This is a genomic window from Hahella sp. NBU794 (assembly GCF_050749805.1).
Taxonomy (GTDB): Bacteria; Pseudomonadota; Gammaproteobacteria; order Pseudomonadales; family Oleiphilaceae; genus Hahella.
Map to the genome: position 1 here is coordinate 4,950,307 of NZ_CP192738.1, position 17,411 is coordinate 4,967,717.

Here is a 17,411-nt window from a genome sequence, read left to right on the forward strand (position 1 = left end):
CAGCTTAGGAAGCGCAGCGAAATCAGAACTTTAGATAGAGTTTAGGCGTGGATCAAGCCTGTCGAAAGAATTAGGCTGGGGAGAGTGAGTATGAGAGGGAATACAATGAGGATAAATTGTCACTTTTATGCCGACACCGATCCCTTTTATGGGACCGGTGGGCAAATCAGGATTTCTTGGGAGTTTCCTTGCGCAGGGTGCCGATAACGGATTCCAGCGCACGGTCAAACAGCAGGCCGTCATCCAGCAGCGACATAACTCCGCTCTTCAGTGCGATCGCCAGACCCATACGGCTCTTTTCCGCCACTTTGACGCCCATGCGGTTTACGAAGATGTACTTGCCAGTTGTCTGAATAATCGCCACCAGCTTGCAACGATACTTCTTGTCATCACCCTCATTGATCTCAACCCAGGTGCCGATCTTCAGTCGATCAACCAGCTTCAGACTGTCTTCATCCGCCTCTACTTCCACCGCCGGCTCTTCGTTGTCCTCTTCAATCAGGACAATACGGGCGGGCGCTTGCGCCACTGGCTCAGCCTGTTCAACGTCAGCAACTTCCGCGACCTGTTCAGGCGCAACCTCTGGCTTCAGCTCCTGCTCTTTGCGCAGCGCCACTGGCGGCTCTGGCGTTTTCAGCACTCGCATGGCCGCCTGGATGTAGGCGTCTTCGTTCTTAACGGCGGGCGCGGACGCCACTTCCAGCGTCTCAACCTCCACCATGTCTTCGTCATCCAGCGTCATCTCTTTAGCCAGACGCTGCTGCGTGGTTTCCGACAACACTTTCTGCAACAGACGCAGGGTCTTATCCAGCTCAAACGGCTTGTAAGCGGTTTGCTGCAGACCTGCGCGCAGCTCTTCCATCAATTTATCCACCGCCGCGACTTCCGGCGCTTCCGCGCTGGTGTCATCGGGGTCGCATCCCTGAATCAATCGGGCCGCCACAGACTGAGCCTGCAGCCAATCGGGATGCTCTCTGCCGCTTTTCAGCTGCAGCAACACCATATAATTGCTCCAGCCTTCCTTTAATACTTCCATGACCAGAGCAGGAATATTCTTGCCAGCCAGCATATCGTTCAGGACATCCTGCACCACTTTCTTGGCGGCGTCGGATTTGGCGCGCCCGACTTCCGCGTCGCGCGTGCGCTGCTCCAACAGGTGGCGACGCTTTTTATCGCTCTCACGGAAACGAATGAAGTCTTCCAGCACTTCGTCAAAGATGGTGATGTCGTTGTCGAACTCCGTCACCAGACGCTGCACCACTTCCTCCAGCTTGGCGAGGAACGGGTCAGATTCACCTGGCGCTTTTTCCGTCCAGCCAATAGAGGCAGTGGCCATTTCATTCAGCAATCTACGCGCCGAGTGACCGCCCTGATTAAAGAAGGTGCGATCCAGCAACGCTACTTTCAGAATGGGAATCTGCAAGCGCGCAATCACTGCACGAATCGCCGCAGGTATTTGACGGTCATCCAAAATAAATTCGAACAACATGGTGACCAGATTCATCACATCCTGGTCCAAACGCCCCACGGAAGCGCGGGGCTGCCCTTCCTTACCAAGGACGGCGCGCTCCATCAGGCCCATGAAGTTGATCAGACCGTTTTCAGACAACGCGGCTGTCGGCGCCTTATTGGTTGTTTGCAGGCGAGACAGTAAATTTAATAACGCAGTTTGCTGTACAACAGGTAAATTTACCGCCGCCCCCGCTGCGCTCGCCATTTGAGCGTCAGAAAATTGACGCATATATTGCAGCGGATCAATTTGCGGGTCCCACCCGCCTTCGTTGTATTCACCGACGGCGCCCGTGTTCTGATCAATCACAGAACCGCTGGCGTGGGGCAAATTAACCCCTGTGCGGCGCACGCTGCGACTGGCGCTGAGGTCAGGCATTACGCCCTGCTCCGCCAGAAACTTGTTGGCGGCTTCCAGCACGGCTTTATTCTGCGTCAGCACATGTTTTTCAAATAGTTTGAAGAACACCAGCTTGGCGCGAATCCCCATATCCAGTTCGGCGCAGGCGGTAACGAAATTGGTGACCATGCGCTGGGGGCCAAGCGGGTTGTTTTCCTCTTCCACGCTGACATCAAACAACAGCGAGTCCAAACGAATGGTCAGGTGCTCAAGGTCACGGCCAATTTCGCTTTTAAAGCGGTTCACCATATTGTCGATGGCGACCTGCTCTTCCAGCTTGTCTTCCTGCACCAGCGTCAGATTTTGAGGATCGAAGTTGGCTTTCAGCATCCCTGGCTTATGCGCGTCAGAAAACTGAAAGTCGCGATTGTAATACTGCATGAAAAGCGCAGCGATGCGCTCTTTTTTCAGGCGGATTTCACGCATGGCGTCAAAGAACAACGCCTGCTCAGAGTTGGTCGCGGACTTATCCGCCAAGTCAAAAAACGAGTCGTCAACTTGTTCGAATAACCTGTCCAGGAGTTTACGGTTGTGCTCGCCACAACGGTCGCGTAACTTGATTAACAGTGCCGGTAACTTCACACCCTTGACAGCCTCTTGCTGACTCCTTGAAACGTCAAGACGGACAACTTTTGAACTCGTTGACATACTTTCTCCCAACTCGCACTTCCTGACAACAGCTAACCACATGCATTGCTTGACAAAATACGTCACAAAGCGACGTAATATTGTCCACGGTGCAAGTATATACCGTCACCATACCGTCTTTTGTCACAATTTGTTGCCGGGTGACGCTGATCACACATTAACCTATACCGCTTTGAAACCCTTGAATTAATTGCCTCTTGTGAGACTCCGTTTATAGGTTATTATGACCTGCCTTGAAGAATTATCCGGTATCCAAATCAAGCCCGCAGTTATGAGTCAAAATAATCCCTCACAGGTCCGCGGAATCGGAAAAGGAATGTTCATCGCCGCCTGGATCATCGGCATTCTCCTGCTCACCCAGTTTTTCGACTTTTGGGAAAAGAAGAGGCAGAATCCCAATCAGTCTCCCGTGATCATCCAGTCCGCCAATGGAGCGCAGGAATTGGTCTTACAATCCAATTATCAGGGACACTACCTGACCACTGGACTCATCAACGGAGAAGAAGTGGACTTTCTCCTGGATACCGGCGCGACTACCGTGGCGGTGCCCGCCGAACTGGCGGAGCGTCTGCAATTGCCAAAATTGAGCCGGGGCTACGTACAGACCGCCAATGGCGCCGTCGAGGCCACTCGCACTTATTTAAAAACGCTGACTATCGGGCCGTTTGAACTGCATAACGTCGAGGCCAGCATTCTCTCTTCCATGACGGAGGAGGATGAAATCCTGCTTGGCATGAGCGCATTGCAGAGACTGTCGTTCACCCAACGTAACGGCACGCTGATTTTATCGCCGAATACACACACTACACTTTGAGCCTTTATATATGTTGGAACAACTCATTCAGCCCGCCATTCAACAAGACGTAGAAAAAGCCCTTGCAGAAGACATCGGTTCCGGCGACATCACCGCCATGCTGATTCCCGCGGAACAGCGCGCCGAAGCAAGAGTCATTACTCGGGAGGACGCTATCGTCTGCGGCGTCGAGTGGGTTAACGCAGTTTTCGCCAAAGTCGATCCGGACTGCAAAGTGGACTGGAAATTCAAGGACGGCGATCAGGCCCGCGCCAATGACGTATTATTCACCGTTAGCGGACGCGCCCGATCGCTGTTGACAGCGGAACGCACTGCGCTGAACTTCCTCCAGACTCTGTCTGGCGTAGCGACCCAGGCGCGCCAGTACGCCGATATGGTCAGCCACACCAAAGCCCAAGTGCTGGACACTCGCAAAACACTGCCGGGTCTGCGGGTCGCGCAAAAATACGCCGTCTCCTGCGGCGGCTGCCGCAATCACCGTATCGGTCTGTGGGACGCCTTCCTGATTAAGGAAAACCACATCATGGCCTGCGGCTCCATCCAGAACGCCATAGAGGAAGCTCACCGCATCGCCCCCGGCAAGCCGGTCGAAGTGGAAGTGGAAACCATGGAACAGCTGCAGGAAGCCCTGAGCGCCGGCGCCGATATCGTCATGCTGGACAACTTCAGCATCGAACAGATGGCGCATGCTGTCGTTGTTAATCAGGGGCGCGCAAAACTTGAGGCTTCCGGCGGCGTCACCTCGGAAACCCTGGCGGCGATCGCTGAAACCGGCGTGGACTTCATCTCCATTGGCGGCGTCACCAAACATTGCCGCGCCATCGATCTTTCCATGCGCCTGATCTGAAGAGACAGCGCCAGCAAGCTTCCGACTGCGCACTGCAAATCCCTTTACGTTCAGTTACATGAGGATACATATCGTTGCAGTCGTGATATCGTCGGAAGCAGTCTGATTACACTATAGTTTCATTATACGGTCGCAATTCGCGCTCAAACTGACTCAGGGACACAAGGAACAGCGGCTCCGGTTCCTAACAAAACATGCCAGAAGACAACGGCCTGATAAGCAACGACTCCCCTTCACCGTCGGGACGCGGCGAATGGCGAACTTTGCTTATTATTGGCGTGGCCGCTGTCGTCTGCGCACTTTCCGCCAGTTTATTCACCTCCGTTGAATCTCTTCCCTGGATCTGGCCTAGCGCCGCGGTTTGCGCCATCGCCTATTTCCGTTACGGGCTCCGCGCTCTGCCGGTTATCATTATCGCCACATTCACCGGCGTGCTGGCGTTGTGGCGCCAGGAAACGTCTCACCCGCTGATTACCGCACTCCCCCTTACCGTCGCCATCAGCGCCCTGCTTTGCGCGCAACCCATTTTACTGAAGCGCCTGTATCTGCTGTTGCAGACGAATGTCGCTCCGCCCCACTCAGAAACCCGCTTATGGAATCTGCTGGCCAGTCTGTTTCTGAGCGCTTTGGCCGCCGGCCTGCCTATCGCCCTACTGGTGGGGGGCGCCATGCCCGGAGAAGTGCTGCTGCAAACAACACTTTATCTTCTATACAGCATTGGCATGCCCATTCTGTTGACGGTCCCGGTCTACACCCAATGGCGTCGCAGGAACGAGTTCTACACGCTCGCCGTCGCCCGGGTCTGGGAAGTGCTGGTCTGGATTACCTTGCTCCTCATGGCGGGAGGCCTGCTGATCAAAAACGGCGGCATGGCTTTGTTTTTACTTCTGCCGCTGTTCGCTTGGTCGAGCTTGCGCTTTGGCCGTTTCGGCGGCGTGCTCGCAATCTGCCTGTCAGGACTGGCCGCGCTGCTGGCTTATGGCTACGGCGATACCGGATATGGCTCCCTCGCCCACTTCAATCTGTTTCACAGCGAAGTGGCGGTGATGACCATATTCAGCCTCTATCTGTCTGCACTCGCCGCCGACCGCGCCCGAGTGGAAGACGCCATTGAGCAGCTGGTGCAGCGACGCACCCGCGAGCTTGAGGCCATCAATCAGGAGTTGCAGGACGAGGTGCATATTCGCAAGCAGGCGGAACGCTCATTTCGCACCTCAACCCGTCGCTACCGCGCCATTATTGAAACAGCGGGCAGCCCCATCATTGTCATGGATAAGAACTTCCGCATCGTTCAATGGAACGGCGCCGCCAGTCGATTGTTCGGCTATCACCGGGAAGATATTTACGGCAAGAATTACATCACCTGCTTCGTGCCGAAGGCGTTTCAGGATGAAACCGCCTGGAAAATCACCAAAGTGCTGGAAACCGGCGTCCCGGTGGAAAACCTGGAGAGCGAAATGACCGCAGCGGATGGCGGCTCCCACGTCATGCTCTGGAACATTAACCGCGTGGTGGACGTAGATGAAGAGCTGACCCAGGCGATCATTATCGGCCAGGATATCTCCACCATCCGCGAAACCCAGAACCAACTGCACTTTCTCGCACACTACGATGTGCTGACAGGCGCCGCCAATCGCCGCCTGTTCGAGGATCGCTGCCGCCAGGCTTTGAAGCAGGCCTCCCGTCGACAACATGACGTTGGCCTGATCAGCCTGGATATAGACCACTTCAAACGCATCAACGACACCCTGGGCCATGACGCCGGGGATGCGCTACTGCAGGAAATCTGCCGTCGCCTGGCGTCCTGCGTGCGGGAGGAAGACACTATCGCGCGGCTTGGCGGCGATGAATTCGCCATCCTTCTGAACCGGGTAAACGGAGCGGAAGACTGCGAGCTGGTGGGCCGCAATCTCTTGGAAGCCATTACCAAACCGGTCGAACTGCCGGGACAGCAGCTGGTAATCACCACCAGTATCGGCGTCACCGTATCGCCCCGGGATGGCGTGGAATATTCTGTGCTGCTGAAAAACGCCGACATGGCCATGTACCGGGCCAAGAAAGCCGGCCGCAACAATATTCAGATGTATCAAAAGGAGATGAACGACGAACTGACGCACCAGATCAACACGGAACAGGAACTGCGCGCCGCCATTTCCGGGCACCAGTTCGATATCTACTATCAACCGCAGATCGACCTGGAAAACCAGCATATTGTCGGGCTGGAAGCTTTGCTGCGCTGGCGCCATCCCAAGCGGGGCGTGCTGGCGCCCCATGAATTCATCACCGTGGCCGAACAAACCGGATTACTGCCGGCTCTGGGGGAATGGATCTTCTACAACGCCTGCCTGCAATGCCGGGCGATACAGGCGATGAGCCGCTCCCATGTGCAAGTGGCGATCAACATTTCCGCACGCCAGCTGCATCATCCTCAGATGGTGGATACGCTGAAACGGGTCATCGCCGAGATACGCGTCAATCCCGCCTTCCTCAACCTGGAGATTGGCGAGCAGGTGTTGGTGAGCAACCCCGCTGAGGCGGCGGAAATCCTGGGCAGACTGAAGGAGATCGGCGTTAATATCACCATCGACAGCTTCGGCTCAGGCCTCTCTTCGCTATCCAACCTGGCCCGGCTACCGGTGGATGCGGTAAAAATCGATCGCGCCCTTACCCGCAATGTGCCAGGGGACGACTACGACGCCGCTATTCTTGAGACCCTGCTAAGCATCGCCAGCCGCATGCATATGCGTGTCATCGTGGAAGGCATAGAAAGAACCGAACAGGAAACCTTTTTCCGCAATCACAAAGTTCGTTACGTGCAGGGTCATCTGTATTCCCTGCCCATGCCTTCCGATCAATTGCCCGAATTCTTTAACGCCCTCAAACAAGGCGTACTCAACCCGGAAGGCGGCCAAATCGGCCTCCCGCTGAATTAAGACGGACCGCCAAAGCGAGTCGCTTATGTCCAAACGCTGGCCCCCATCATCGCCTCCGCAAGATTGGTGGAGCGGTGCGAGCAAAGCGCCCAGTCAAACCGACGCCAACGGCGAGCCCGCCAACCCTTGCGTCCGCAACTGCTGCCTGGACGAGAACGACGTCTGTTGCGGCTGTAAACGCACACTGCAGGAAATACTGGCTTGGAGCAGCTATTCTTCAGCGCAGAAGCGGGATCTGCTGAAGCAACTTAAACAACGCCAATGACCCTGCCAACACGATGAGATGCTTTTTCACCCTGGTTCCTCCCCCCTGCGCCAAAGAACGCCTGCTCATGGATATCGGGCGCCTGCAAGCGCTGCATCCAGAGCTGTCGCGCCAGTATCGCTGGCAAACAAGGGAGCAACTGCACATCACTCTGCATTTCTTTGCCGACCTTCACCCGGAGGTCGCGCAGCGACTTGTGAAAGACCTTCGTGAAAGTCTGCTGCATTTTCCAGCATTTTCTATCACGTTCGAGGCCATCACCCCCTTTCCCAGCGTCCAGCGCGCGGGATACCTGGCTGCGCAGATTACAGCCAATGATCGTTTGCTGGCGCTGCATGAACATATTAAATCCCGCATAGCGCAGGCTGGGGAAGCTGTCGACGAACGTGTTTTTCGCCCTCACCTCACCCTGGCCAGAGGGCGCTCCCGACGTCAGCGCCTGGATTTGCAAGCCAACCTGATCGCTCCACTCCATTTTGACGTAAAAGCCGTTGAGCTCTACCAGAGCACACAGGGAGAAAACGGCTCCATTTATCACAGTCTGGCGACCATGGACTTAAGTACCCGCTCCGGCGGTTGTGAGTTACAATAGCGGGCTGAAACCCTAAAAGTGGCTTCGATCCACACCATTTTTACCCGGAAATAACAGCGATGTTGTACCTGCTTTCAAAACTTCTTTTCAAATTCAGCGGCTGGACTTATGACGAGAAACCAGAGCTGTGGGAAGACAAGCAAGTGGTGATCGGCTTTCCTCACACCACAAACATGGACGGGGTGCGCATTCTGGCGCTGTTTTGCATTTACCGCCGCAAGCTGCACACACTGGTTAAAAAAGATTTGTTTGTGTGGCCTTTTTCCTGGTTCTTGTCCAAATTCGGCTGCATCCCCGTAGACAGAAGCTCCAAAACCAATCTTGTCGATCAGATGCGCCAGGAGTTCTCCAAGCGCGCCACCTTTACACTGGCCATCGCGCCAGAGGCCACCCGCAACAAAATGAAGGAAGAACGCAAACCCATACGCACCGGATTCTGGCATATCGCCAAAGCAGCCGGCGCGCCAATCATCCTGATGATGTCGGACAGCAAGCGTAAGCGCGGCCGTATTCTCGGCAAAATCTTCCCATCGGAATCTCTAGGGGACGACCTGCTAAAGATCAAGCAGATATACGCGGATCAAGGCGTGGACGTTTTAATAGGATCAAGCTGAGTCGCCCAACGAGCAAGCCCCCCTCCCAAGAAAAGTCTTCGTTGTATGGATGAGTCGGGTTCGCTAACAACGAAGCCATATTTACCGCAAGAAGATGACTCAAAGAAGGATAGACACAACGGATAACGACAACGAATTAAACCGACTGTTGCAGGACGTTCGCGCATGCCGCCTGTGTGAGCGGCATTTGGAGCCCAACCCGGTAGTGAAAGTAGGCTCCAGCGCCCGCCTGATGATCATCGGTCAGGCGCCCGGGACGCGCGTGCACGCTACAGGCATTCCCTGGAACGACCCCAGCGGCGACAGATTGCGGACTTGGCTGGGCCTGGACAAAGAGACTTTTTACGATACAAACCGAATCGCCATCATGCCGATGGGTTTTTGCTATCCCGGTAAAGGCCGCAGCGGCGATCTCCCTCCGCGCAAAGAGTGTTACGAGCACTGGCACCACAAAATTCTGGCGCGACTGCCTCGTCTGGAAATGTTTCTACTGGTGGGGTTATATGCGCAACAAGCTTACCTGCCAAACGCCTACAAGAGCCTGTCTGAAAACGTTAAGCACTGGCGCGACTGGTATCCCAGACTGATCCCGCTGCCGCATCCCTCGCCTCGTAATACCCTGTGGCTGAAGCAGCGCCCCTGGTTCGAAGAAGAGGTGATTCCACAAGTGCGGAATCACGTGCACGACTTGCTTAGTTTCGACTGAACCCCTGACCGCCCGCTAATGCGTCCCGCGCATTGTTGATGGCTTCGTCCACCTTGCGTAATGAAGCTAAAAGGCCAGCCACTTTCCCCAGCTGCCCTTGATACGCCATTTCCGCCGCCGGCTCAATGCCGCTGCGCATAGGCGGCATGGGCGCACGGAATTCCACAATCACCTTCATGCGCTCAATGAATATAAATTGCAGCCACTCATGAAACTCCAGCGTGTCTGCGCAAAAAGGCGTCACACTGGCGAGAGCCTCCTCATGAGGCTGATCTTTCCGCCACAGGCCTAAATTTCGGAGCTCCATTTCCAGCCCCAACAGGACATCCGCCAACTCTACGTATACTCGATCTGTCACTACTGCCTACTCTTACAACAAAAATAGATACTCAAAAACATGATACGCGCCGATCAGGCCTCAGACAAAGCAGACGCGCCCTGAAGCATCGTATGCAATTCCTGAAACTGCTGCGTCAGCGGATGCTTGGGCGCGAAATGTATCAGGGGCTCATGCGCCTGATGAGACTCTTTCATCTTCACGGAGGCGTTCAGGCGCACCGGTAATACTGGCAAACCTTCTTCCTTCATGGACTCAATAATCTGCGTCGGCAGGTTCGCTCGGGGCTGAAACTGATTGGCGACAATCCCTTCCACTTTCAGGTCTTTGTTGTGGTCCTCCTGCAAATCCTGGATCTCTCCAAGAATGGAGTACAGGGCCTGCCGGGAGAAGTCGTCGCAATCAAAGGGAATCAGGCACCGCTGGGCGGCGATTAACGCCGATCGGGTGTAAAAATTCAAGGCTGGAGCGGTATCAATATAAATTCGGTCGAAGACATCGCCCAACTTCACCAGCGCATCACGCAGCTTATAGATCTTGTGCCGCGCTTCCAGTTTACGCTCCAGAAACTCCAGCTCGGGACTGGCGGGCATGACGAATAGATTGGGATAGCGGGTGGCGTGAATGAAATCGTCCACCTTCTTATTGAATAAATTGAAGGCCATGGTCTGCTCAAAGAAGTCCGCTACCGTATCTTTCAACTCCATGACGTTGCGGCTCAGCAGATAAAGGCTCGAATTGCCTTGCGGGTCCAGATCCACGACCAAGGTCTTGGAGCCCTGCGCGGCGCTGATGGCGGCCAGATTACAGACAATGCTGGATTTACCCACTCCGCCTTTTTGATTAAAGACCACTCTGCGCATAATCCCCCCGCTTATTTTTATATCCTGAAAATTCTTACTGATAAGGGGGGATTTTGCCAGCCAAACAGGCAAAAAGTTAGACCTAAAGGATTAGAAGGGTCACCAATTCATCACAGATTTGACGAAAGGCACGGTTATGGGGCGCTTTTCCACCAGGGAGGCCTTGTCCAGACGCTCCAGAATCAGGGAAAGCGAGCTTAAATCCCTTGGGGCGCGACGCATAATGTATTGCTTAACTTCATCTGAAAGACGAAAACCAATATTGGCCGCCTTGATGTCCAGTACGTTGATGCGCTGCACCTCGTCCAGCTCAGGAAGGCGCACGCACTCTCCCCAGGCCAAACGGGTCTTTAGGTCCGGCAGTAAAAACGGGGTCTGGGAAGGCGCTTCCGCTGACGTGATCAGCCACTTGCAACCGCGATCGCGACAACGATTGAACAAGTGGAACAGAGCCTCTTCCCACTCCGGCTGCCCCGCGATGGCGTCAATGTCATCGAAACACAGCACATCGAAAGACTCCAGCCCGGTCAGCACATCCACGCCAAAGTCCGCGTACTCGCGCAAAGACAGATAAAAGCATTTCGCGCTGTGAAACCCGTTGCAGGCGGCCATCAAAAGGTGGGTTTTACCCTGAGCGGAAGCGCCGCAGATGGAAAACACAGTATCTTCAGACGCAGTGAGAAAGCGTTGAATGGACTGCACCACAACGCCGGAGGGAGGCTCGAAAAAGTTTTCCAGCGTAGCGCTTTCGCCATTCGACAGCCGCAGCGCCATTTGTGTGTTTTCTGATTTCCGCATCTTCTACGCAAAGTCTAATAAGCAGTTACAGCGCCGTCACTTGGCCAGTCCGTTGCGAGCGCGATAAAATCTGCCTCCCCACAGAATCACGTAGTGCGCGCCGCTGATGCAACTGGTCAGCGCGACAACCCAGACTCCGCCCTCAAGAGCCCATGGAGGCATGGCTATTCCCGCGAGATTCAAAATCACCGCAAGGATAAAGGTAATCTGGCTCAGCGTACTGAGCTTGCCCCACAGCGAGGGCTGCATTTTATAGGCGCCGACCAGTTTGTGGTAGGTCAACGCTCCCGCCACTATGATCACATCCCGCGCGAAGACCAACAAGGTCAACCAAAGTGGTAGAACCTCATTGTAAGTCAGCACGATAAACACCGTGACCAGCAGAGCTTTATCCGCCAATGGGTCGGTGACGGCGCCGAAACGACTCGACCATTTACAGGCCCGCGCCAGGAAACCATCCAAGGCATCGGAGACGCCTGCGACAAAAAACAGCCACATAGCTTCCCGATATAGCTCACGGGCCAGACAATACGCGATCGGCCCAACCAGGAAAATGCGCAACACGGTTATGACATTAGGAATATGTCGCCACTCTAATCGCAAATCCTGTTTTCCTCCGGCCATGAAAAAATCTGAAGTTATCCGGAAACTTGTTGCGTCGTCATTCCGTGTGACGGCCCGGCGTACGGGCGTTGTACTCATTCAATATGGCTCAAGACTTGGCCATAAGGACCGTGACAAGGAAAGCGCCACGGTCTCTATTCGGCCTAGCGGTCGCCGGCCCACGAATAATAGAGTCTGCGTCCAACCTCTTGCTGAGTGGAAGGGCCTAACTCAGGACGCAGTCTTGGTTGTAGCGCCAAATGCTCAGCCAGCTGTTCAGGATAACCGTTCAGCTTCAACTGAAAACGCACGATGTCTTCGCCGACATACACAGGTTCCGCTTTCTTCACAGGAGCCAGTTGACGCATATACTTGAGAATATCCGCATAAGCGCGGAAATCCGTCACATTCGACACTTCCACGGTTACTTCATCGCCCTGGGCGTCCGCCCCCAGGTTAACCGCATACTTATGAGCCAGCGACAGCGCGACGGACTCCATCATCTTATCCGCCATGGCGCTGATGGTGTCCGCTTCGACACTTTCTTCCGCGATCTTCTGGCCGCTGACGCGCAACTGCCACAAGCCGCTCCAGCGGCCGCTTCTTGGATAGGCGCGCACCATCAGGATAGAGTCATGGCTGTAACGCGTGGAGGACGCCTCAACAGGCTCCGCGAAAAAGCCCCACAAGTCCGACGTATTCAGACTGGACGCATCCTGCAGATCCATCAGCGGCAACAATAAAGGCACGCCCCAACGCTGCGCGGAATATTTCACCGCAGCCACCAAGTGATGCGAAGCGCCTTCGCCCAGGATTTCACGTCCGCGATCGCCTTCCACCGCCATCCATACCAATACTTGCGGCCGATTACGGCCCCATACAGGGACTTTGTATTGACTGAGCAGGTTCTCAAACCCCTGTGCGGAGTAGTGCGCTTTTAATACAAGCAGACGACGCGGACCGGAACCTGAATCCACCACCGCGTAACCGTAACTGTATTCTTCCAACAGGCGCGGCGCCTGCTCCGCCAGCACCGCCGCATCCAGCACATTGCGCCACCCGCTGTTACCTGCGACGCGATCCATAACCATGCCTGCGCCTTTCTCAACGGCCTCGGCGCGCTCTTTCGGGTCCTGCCCGGAAACCGGCACTTCCACATCATAAATGTCGCTGATCGCGACAGCATGGACATAACCGCACAGCAAGAATAAAGATAAAAACGACAGTATCCGGCGTTTCAGGACGATCGCCCGGAACAACAATCTAGCGGCCTGTTTCAAGCCATCCTCCCGTATTTTTCAAACTACGGACGACCCGACGATATGACCCGGGAGCGCCCTTTTCGCCCCTTCCGCCACGGTATCGCCAGACGGGTGATTTACGGAGCCTAAGAACGACAGGCAAGGATACACCATTTAACTTTTCTCCACTATTAAAGCCGATTAACTTCAATGCGGGCCACGCCTCGCTCGAATAGCCGCTACGACTTATTGTTTACTGCATTGGCGCTGGGGGAACTGGGCTGTTAAAATACGCCTCCTTTCCGTGGACCTACGCTATAGGGCAGACACCTATTATGACCGCTTCCAATGACAAGCCTTCTTTAAGTTATCGTGACGCTGGGGTTGATATCGACGCTGGCAATGCGCTGGTGCAGCGCATCAAGGGCGCCGCACAGGCGACTCGCCGTCCGGAAGTGATGGCCGGACTCGGCGGATTCGGCGCCCTGTTCGAACTGCCGAAAGGCTATCAGGAGCCGGTTCTGGTTTCCGGCACCGACGGCGTGGGCACCAAGCTGCGGCTGGCCATGCAAATGAACAAGCACGACACCATCGGCATCGACCTGGTGGCTATGTGCGTCAACGACCTGATCGTACAAGGCGCAGAACCTTTGTTCTTCCTTGACTACTACGCCACCGGCAAATTGTCCGTTGACGTAGCGGCGACCGTCGTCACTGGCATCGGCGAAGGCTGTCGTCAAGCAGGCTGCTCCCTGGTCGGCGGCGAAACCGCAGAAATGCCTGGCATGTACGAAGGCGACGACTACGATTTGGCGGGCTTCTGCGTTGGCATCGTGGAAAAATCCAAAATTATCGACGGCAGTCTGGTCAAACCCGGCGACGTGCTGCTTGGACTGGCCTCTTCCGGCGTTCACTCCAATGGCTACTCCCTGGTGCGTAAAATCGTGGAAGTCAGTGGCGCTGATTTGAACCAGCCGTTTGGCGGCGCCACCCTGGGCGAAGCACTGCTTGCGCCTACTCGCATCTACGTTAAACCATTGCTGGAGCTGATCCGTCAGACTCCTGTCCACGCGCTTTCCCATATCACTGGCGGCGGCCTGCTGGAAAACCTGCCACGCGTACTGCCTGCGCACTCAAAGGCGGTGGTCGACGTCAGCGCCTTCGAAATCCCCGCCCTGTTCAACTGGTTGCAGGAAAACGGCAACGTCGCCTGGAACGAAATGTTCCGCACCTTCAACTGCGGCATCGGTATGGTGGTCTGCGTACCCGCGGACAGCGCCGAAAAAGCGCAGGAATTGCTGAGCGCAGCGGGAGAAACTGTGTTCCGTCTGGGAACCATTGAAGCCCACACGGAAGAAGAACCTGTCGTCGAAATGAAAGGCCTGGTTGACTGAGCGTGACTATTGCAACTGAATCCGCGCCGCGGCGAATCGTCGTTTTAATTTCCGGTTCCGGCAGCAATTTGCAAGCGCTGCTGGACGCCGTCATCGCAGATACCGTTCACGGCGAGATTGTCAGTGTCATCAGCAACAAAGGGGACGCCTACGGCCTTGAGCGCGCCGCCAAGGCGGGCGTTCCCACGACAGTGATCGACCATAAACAGTTTGCAACCCGCACTGATTTTGACCAGGCGCTGATGGCTGAGATAGATCGTCACGCTCCTGATCTGGTGGTGCTGGCCGGCTTCATGCGCATTCTCACAGTCGAGTTTGTGCGCCACTATCATGGTCGCATGCTCAACATACACCCTTCATTGCTGCCCAAATATCAAGGGCTCAACACGCACCAAAGAGCGCTTGAAGCCGGCGACTCCGCACACGGAGCCACCGTGCACTTTGTCACGGAGGAGCTGGACGGCGGCCCCAACATTATCCAGGCGGTCGTTCCCGTTCTGCCCGGCGATGATCCCAAGCGCCTTGCGGATCGCGTGCAGTTGCAGGAGCACCTTATCTATCCGCAAGCCGTGCGCTGGTTCTGCGAAGGCAGACTGGTCATGCGCGACGAGCGCGCCTACCTGGATGACGCCGAACTTCCTCCCGCCGGATTACAAATCAGCAATGCGATAACGCCTGGGGGCGCTTGATCCCAGGCGCCTGAGCGCTTAATGTTGACCTGTCAGTTAAACAACGGAGAACCATATATGCGGGGACACCTCAGGGCGCTCGCAGATACACTAAGGCTTCCTGTTGCATGTTCGTTATTTTTGGTAGCGGCCTCTGCAGTAACAGCGCCGAGTCAGGCCTACGCAAATCAGGAGTTAATCCCCACCAAGGCGGAATATAAGGCTTCCTACAAGAAAGGCATTCCCATTCGCGGCACCGCCGTTAGGGAGTTGAAACAGCTTGAGGATGGCTCCTGGTCGTACAATTTCGATGTTAACTCGTTTATCGTGGATATTAACGAACGCGTTAATTTCCAATGGGTTAACGACTACATCCGCCCCACCAACTACTCCTATGAACGGAGCGGCTGGGTCAAGGACAAGAAAGCTACCGTGGACTTCGACTGGACTAAGATGTCCGTTCGCAACAATGTTGAGAACAAGCCATGGAGCATGACCATTCCAGAGCAGACACTGGACAAGCTCAGCTACCAGTTACAGCTACGTCTGGACTTGGCGAAAGGAATAACCGACCTGACTTATAAGGTCGCAGATGGCGGACATCTCAAGGAATTCGTCTTCAGTGTGGTCGGCGAAGAAAAGCTGGATACCCGCCTGGGGAAAATTGACTGCATCGTCGTGGAAAAAGTTCGCAAGCCGGACAGCGACCGCCAAACCCGCCTCTGGTTCGCTAAGGACTGGAATTACCTGCTGGTGCAAATGGTGCAGATTGAACCGGATGGAGAGAAGTACGAAATCTATCTGGAAAAGGCCAAAGTGGGCGACCGGGTAATCAAACCTTAAGCATCACTCTTTATTACTCATCCGTGCCGGGCGAAAGCACTCGCCCAGCATGGATTTCATCAATCAGGACTTTTCAGCATAAAGGCGTCGGATCTCTTCCGCCATAATCTTCAAGCCCTTCTCCACTAACTCTTCGTCCTGCGAATAAGTAATACGCAGACACTCATGAGTATGCTCCCACTCTTCCTGCAATCCCGGGAAGAAATAGTGGCCAGACACCACCAACACGCCTTTTTGTTTCAGGCGCTGGTAAAGCTCATGGCTGGAAAGCGGGAAATCGCGCAACCATAGCCACAGGAACATAGCCCCTTCCGCTTTGTGCAACGCAAATGGCAATCCATCCAACTCGCGATGCAGCGTCGCCACCGCCTTCTCCGCCTTGGCCTGATAGCATGGCTTAACCACTTCACGACTGATTCGCAGAATTTCGCCGCTACGGACAAAGTCTTTGGTCAACATGGCGCCGAAGCTGCCCGGAGCCAGATTAACGATCGCATTAACCGACGCTACAGCTTTGATGATTTCCGGCTGAGCAATCACGATACCCGTTCTCACCGCCGGCAAGCCCAGCTTGGACAGACTCAAACACAGAATCAAATGCTCATCCCAAACGGGTTTGGCGTCGATGTACACCAAGTCAGGGAATGGCAGGCCGTAAGCGCCGTCGACAATGAGCGGCACGTCATGCTCTTTCGCCATCGCGATCAAGCGCGCCATTTCATTGTCGGTCAGTACATTGCCCGTAGGGTTGGTCGGACGGGATACGCACATAGCCCCGACGTTCTCATCAATATTGAGATGGTCAAAATCAACGTGGTATTTAAAAGTATGCTCATCCAGCATTTCGATGGTCGGCTTGGATGAGATAAAGAAATCTTCGCTGAGCCCAGCGTCCGCATAGCCAATGTACTCTGGCGTCATCGGCAGCATGATGCGCTTATGTCCGCCATCGGGATAACGACCAGCGAACATGTTGAAGAGAATAAAAAAGGCGGACTGGCTGCCATTGGTAAGGGCGATGTTTTCTGGCTTGATCGGCCATCCGTACTCCCGGCTCAGCAACTCGGCCAGCGCGGAGATAAATTGCTTCTCACCCTGAGGCGGGTCATAGATGCCTGTCAACTTACGGAATTCGTCTGCGTCAGCGCTAATGCGCGCCAACTGGTCTTGAAACGCGGCTTGCACTTCGGGGATGTTGCCTGGGTTGCCGCCCCCCATCATGATCATGTCGCCTCCGGCAAGGGCGTTCCCCAAATCCTCCATTAACGAATTGATGCCAGCTTCCCTGGTAAACTTGGTTCCAAATTCCGATAACAACATGACACTCCCCTTACGC

17 protein-coding genes are annotated in these 17,411 nt (G+C 55.0%); 10 read left to right on the forward strand and 7 right to left on the reverse strand.

The genetic code is table 11. The features are described from left to right. Positions 1-166: 166 nt before the first annotated feature. Positions 167-2,491: a DUF1631 domain-containing protein gene (locus ACQYWX_RS21590; RefSeq protein ID WP_431686310.1), complete on the reverse strand. Its 2,325-nt coding sequence runs from the start codon at positions 2,489-2,491 to the stop codon at positions 167-169. A 382-nt stretch (positions 2,492-2,873) separates the two neighbouring features. Between ACQYWX_RS21590 and ACQYWX_RS21595 the strand changes: the two genes are divergently transcribed. The 7 genes from ACQYWX_RS21595 to ACQYWX_RS21625 all read left to right on the forward strand — a co-directional run bounded on the left by ACQYWX_RS21595 (position 2,874) and on the right by ACQYWX_RS21625 (position 9,328). After that, entirely contained in the window at positions 2,874-3,371 is a 498-nt protein-coding gene (locus ACQYWX_RS21595; protein ID WP_279507924.1) for a retropepsin-like aspartic protease family protein, read from the forward strand. 10 nt (positions 3,372-3,381) lie between these two features. After that, positions 3,382-4,218, forward strand: a complete 837-nt coding sequence (nadC, locus tag ACQYWX_RS21600; RefSeq protein ID WP_431686311.1) for a carboxylating nicotinate-nucleotide diphosphorylase — start codon at positions 3,382-3,384, stop codon at positions 4,216-4,218. Between the two features lie 194 nt (positions 4,219-4,412). Beyond that, entirely contained in the window at positions 4,413-7,151 is a 2,739-nt protein-coding gene (locus ACQYWX_RS21605) for a putative bifunctional diguanylate cyclase/phosphodiesterase (protein WP_431686312.1), read from the forward strand. Between the two features lie 25 nt (positions 7,152-7,176). Then, positions 7,177-7,416 carry a DUF1289 domain-containing protein gene (locus tag ACQYWX_RS21610; RefSeq protein ID WP_127972624.1) on the forward strand — a complete coding sequence of 80 codons (240 nt, stop codon included), beginning with the start codon at positions 7,177-7,179 and terminating at the stop codon, positions 7,414-7,416. Between the two features lie 13 nt (positions 7,417-7,429). Next, positions 7,430-8,008 (forward strand): RNA 2',3'-cyclic phosphodiesterase, encoded by a 579-nt coding sequence (gene thpR, locus ACQYWX_RS21615; RefSeq protein ID WP_431686313.1) that lies wholly within the window; start codon positions 7,430-7,432, stop codon positions 8,006-8,008. Positions 8,009-8,067: 59 nt separating this feature from the next. Continuing rightward, positions 8,068-8,622, forward strand: coding sequence for a lysophospholipid acyltransferase family protein (locus tag ACQYWX_RS21620; protein ID WP_431686314.1), 555 nt, complete (start codon positions 8,068-8,070; stop codon positions 8,620-8,622). 94 nt (positions 8,623-8,716) lie between these two features. Beyond that, positions 8,717-9,328, forward strand: a complete 612-nt coding sequence (locus tag ACQYWX_RS21625) for a uracil-DNA glycosylase family protein (RefSeq protein ID WP_431686315.1) — start codon at positions 8,717-8,719, stop codon at positions 9,326-9,328. Here the strand turns inward: ACQYWX_RS21625 and ACQYWX_RS21630 are convergent. The 5 genes from ACQYWX_RS21630 to ACQYWX_RS21650 form a co-directional block, all read right to left on the reverse strand. Continuing rightward, complete coding sequence (locus ACQYWX_RS21630) at positions 9,315-9,686, reverse strand: YqcC family protein (RefSeq protein WP_279507931.1); 372 nt, start codon at positions 9,684-9,686, stop codon at positions 9,315-9,317. The two genes, ACQYWX_RS21625 and ACQYWX_RS21630, sit on opposite strands and share 14 nt — an antisense overlap. A gap of 53 nt (positions 9,687-9,739) precedes the next feature. Beyond that, positions 9,740-10,528, reverse strand: a complete 789-nt coding sequence (locus ACQYWX_RS21635; protein WP_279507932.1) for a ParA family protein — start codon at positions 10,526-10,528, stop codon at positions 9,740-9,742. 99 nt (positions 10,529-10,627) lie between these two features. Then, positions 10,628-11,302 carry a DnaA regulatory inactivator Hda gene (gene hda, locus ACQYWX_RS21640; protein WP_431686316.1) on the reverse strand — a complete coding sequence of 225 codons (675 nt, stop codon included), beginning with the start codon at positions 11,300-11,302 and terminating at the stop codon, positions 10,628-10,630. A gap of 60 nt (positions 11,303-11,362) precedes the next feature. Then, positions 11,363-11,929 (reverse strand): CDP-alcohol phosphatidyltransferase family protein, encoded by a 567-nt coding sequence (locus tag ACQYWX_RS21645; RefSeq protein WP_216739813.1) that lies wholly within the window; start codon positions 11,927-11,929, stop codon positions 11,363-11,365. A gap of 164 nt (positions 11,930-12,093) precedes the next feature. Next, positions 12,094-13,209 (reverse strand): DUF2066 domain-containing protein, encoded by a 1,116-nt coding sequence (locus ACQYWX_RS21650; RefSeq protein WP_279507935.1) that lies wholly within the window; start codon positions 13,207-13,209, stop codon positions 12,094-12,096. A gap of 296 nt (positions 13,210-13,505) precedes the next feature. On the opposite strand from ACQYWX_RS21650, the gene purM reads away from it, so the two are divergent. The 3 genes from purM to ACQYWX_RS21665 all read left to right on the forward strand — a co-directional run bounded on the left by purM (position 13,506) and on the right by ACQYWX_RS21665 (position 16,075). Continuing rightward, positions 13,506-14,564 carry a phosphoribosylformylglycinamidine cyclo-ligase gene (gene purM / locus ACQYWX_RS21655; protein WP_431686317.1) on the forward strand — a complete coding sequence of 353 codons (1,059 nt, stop codon included), beginning with the start codon at positions 13,506-13,508 and terminating at the stop codon, positions 14,562-14,564. Positions 14,565-14,566: 2 nt separating this feature from the next. Then, positions 14,567-15,253, forward strand: a complete 687-nt coding sequence (purN, locus tag ACQYWX_RS21660) for a phosphoribosylglycinamide formyltransferase (protein ID WP_431686318.1) — start codon at positions 14,567-14,569, stop codon at positions 15,251-15,253. Between the two features lie 120 nt (positions 15,254-15,373). Next, positions 15,374-16,075, forward strand: a complete 702-nt coding sequence (locus ACQYWX_RS21665) for a DUF3108 domain-containing protein (RefSeq protein ID WP_431686319.1) — start codon at positions 15,374-15,376, stop codon at positions 16,073-16,075. 63 nt (positions 16,076-16,138) lie between these two features. Here the strand turns inward: ACQYWX_RS21665 and ACQYWX_RS21670 are convergent, their stop codons facing one another. Beyond that, the gene (locus ACQYWX_RS21670) at positions 16,139-17,395 is read right to left on the reverse strand and encodes a valine--pyruvate transaminase (protein WP_127972648.1); all 1,257 of its coding nucleotides are present in this window, start codon (positions 17,393-17,395) and stop codon (positions 16,139-16,141) included. Between the last annotated feature and the right edge of the window lie 16 nt (positions 17,396-17,411).

Excerpts from the sequence above, each read along its gene's own strand:
- ACQYWX_RS21595 (WP_279507924.1), top strand. The coding sequence starts at position 2,874 with ATGTTCATCGCCGCCTGGATCATCGGCATTCTCCTGCTCACCCAGTTT.
- nadC (WP_431686311.1), top strand. The coding sequence starts at position 3,382 with ATGTTGGAACAACTCATTCAGCCCGCCATTCAACAAGACGTAGAAAAA.
- ACQYWX_RS21605 (WP_431686312.1), top strand. The coding sequence starts at position 4,413 with ATGCCAGAAGACAACGGCCTGATAAGCAACGACTCCCCTTCACCGTCG.
- ACQYWX_RS21610 (WP_127972624.1), top strand. The coding sequence starts at position 7,177 with ATGTCCAAACGCTGGCCCCCATCATCGCCTCCGCAAGATTGGTGGAGC.
- thpR (WP_431686313.1), top strand. The coding sequence starts at position 7,430 with ATGAGATGCTTTTTCACCCTGGTTCCTCCCCCCTGCGCCAAAGAACGC.
- ACQYWX_RS21620 (WP_431686314.1), top strand. The coding sequence starts at position 8,068 with ATGTTGTACCTGCTTTCAAAACTTCTTTTCAAATTCAGCGGCTGGACT.
- ACQYWX_RS21625 (WP_431686315.1), top strand. The coding sequence starts at position 8,717 with ATGACTCAAAGAAGGATAGACACAACGGATAACGACAACGAATTAAAC.
- ACQYWX_RS21635 (WP_279507932.1), bottom strand. The coding sequence starts at position 10,528 with ATGCGCAGAGTGGTCTTTAATCAAAAAGGCGGAGTGGGTAAATCCAGC.
- hda (WP_431686316.1), bottom strand. The coding sequence starts at position 11,302 with ATGGCGCTGCGGCTGTCGAATGGCGAAAGCGCTACGCTGGAAAACTTT.
- purM (WP_431686317.1), top strand. The coding sequence starts at position 13,506 with ATGACCGCTTCCAATGACAAGCCTTCTTTAAGTTATCGTGACGCTGGG.
- ACQYWX_RS21670 (WP_127972648.1), bottom strand. The coding sequence starts at position 17,395 with ATGTTGTTATCGGAATTTGGAACCAAGTTTACCAGGGAAGCTGGCATC.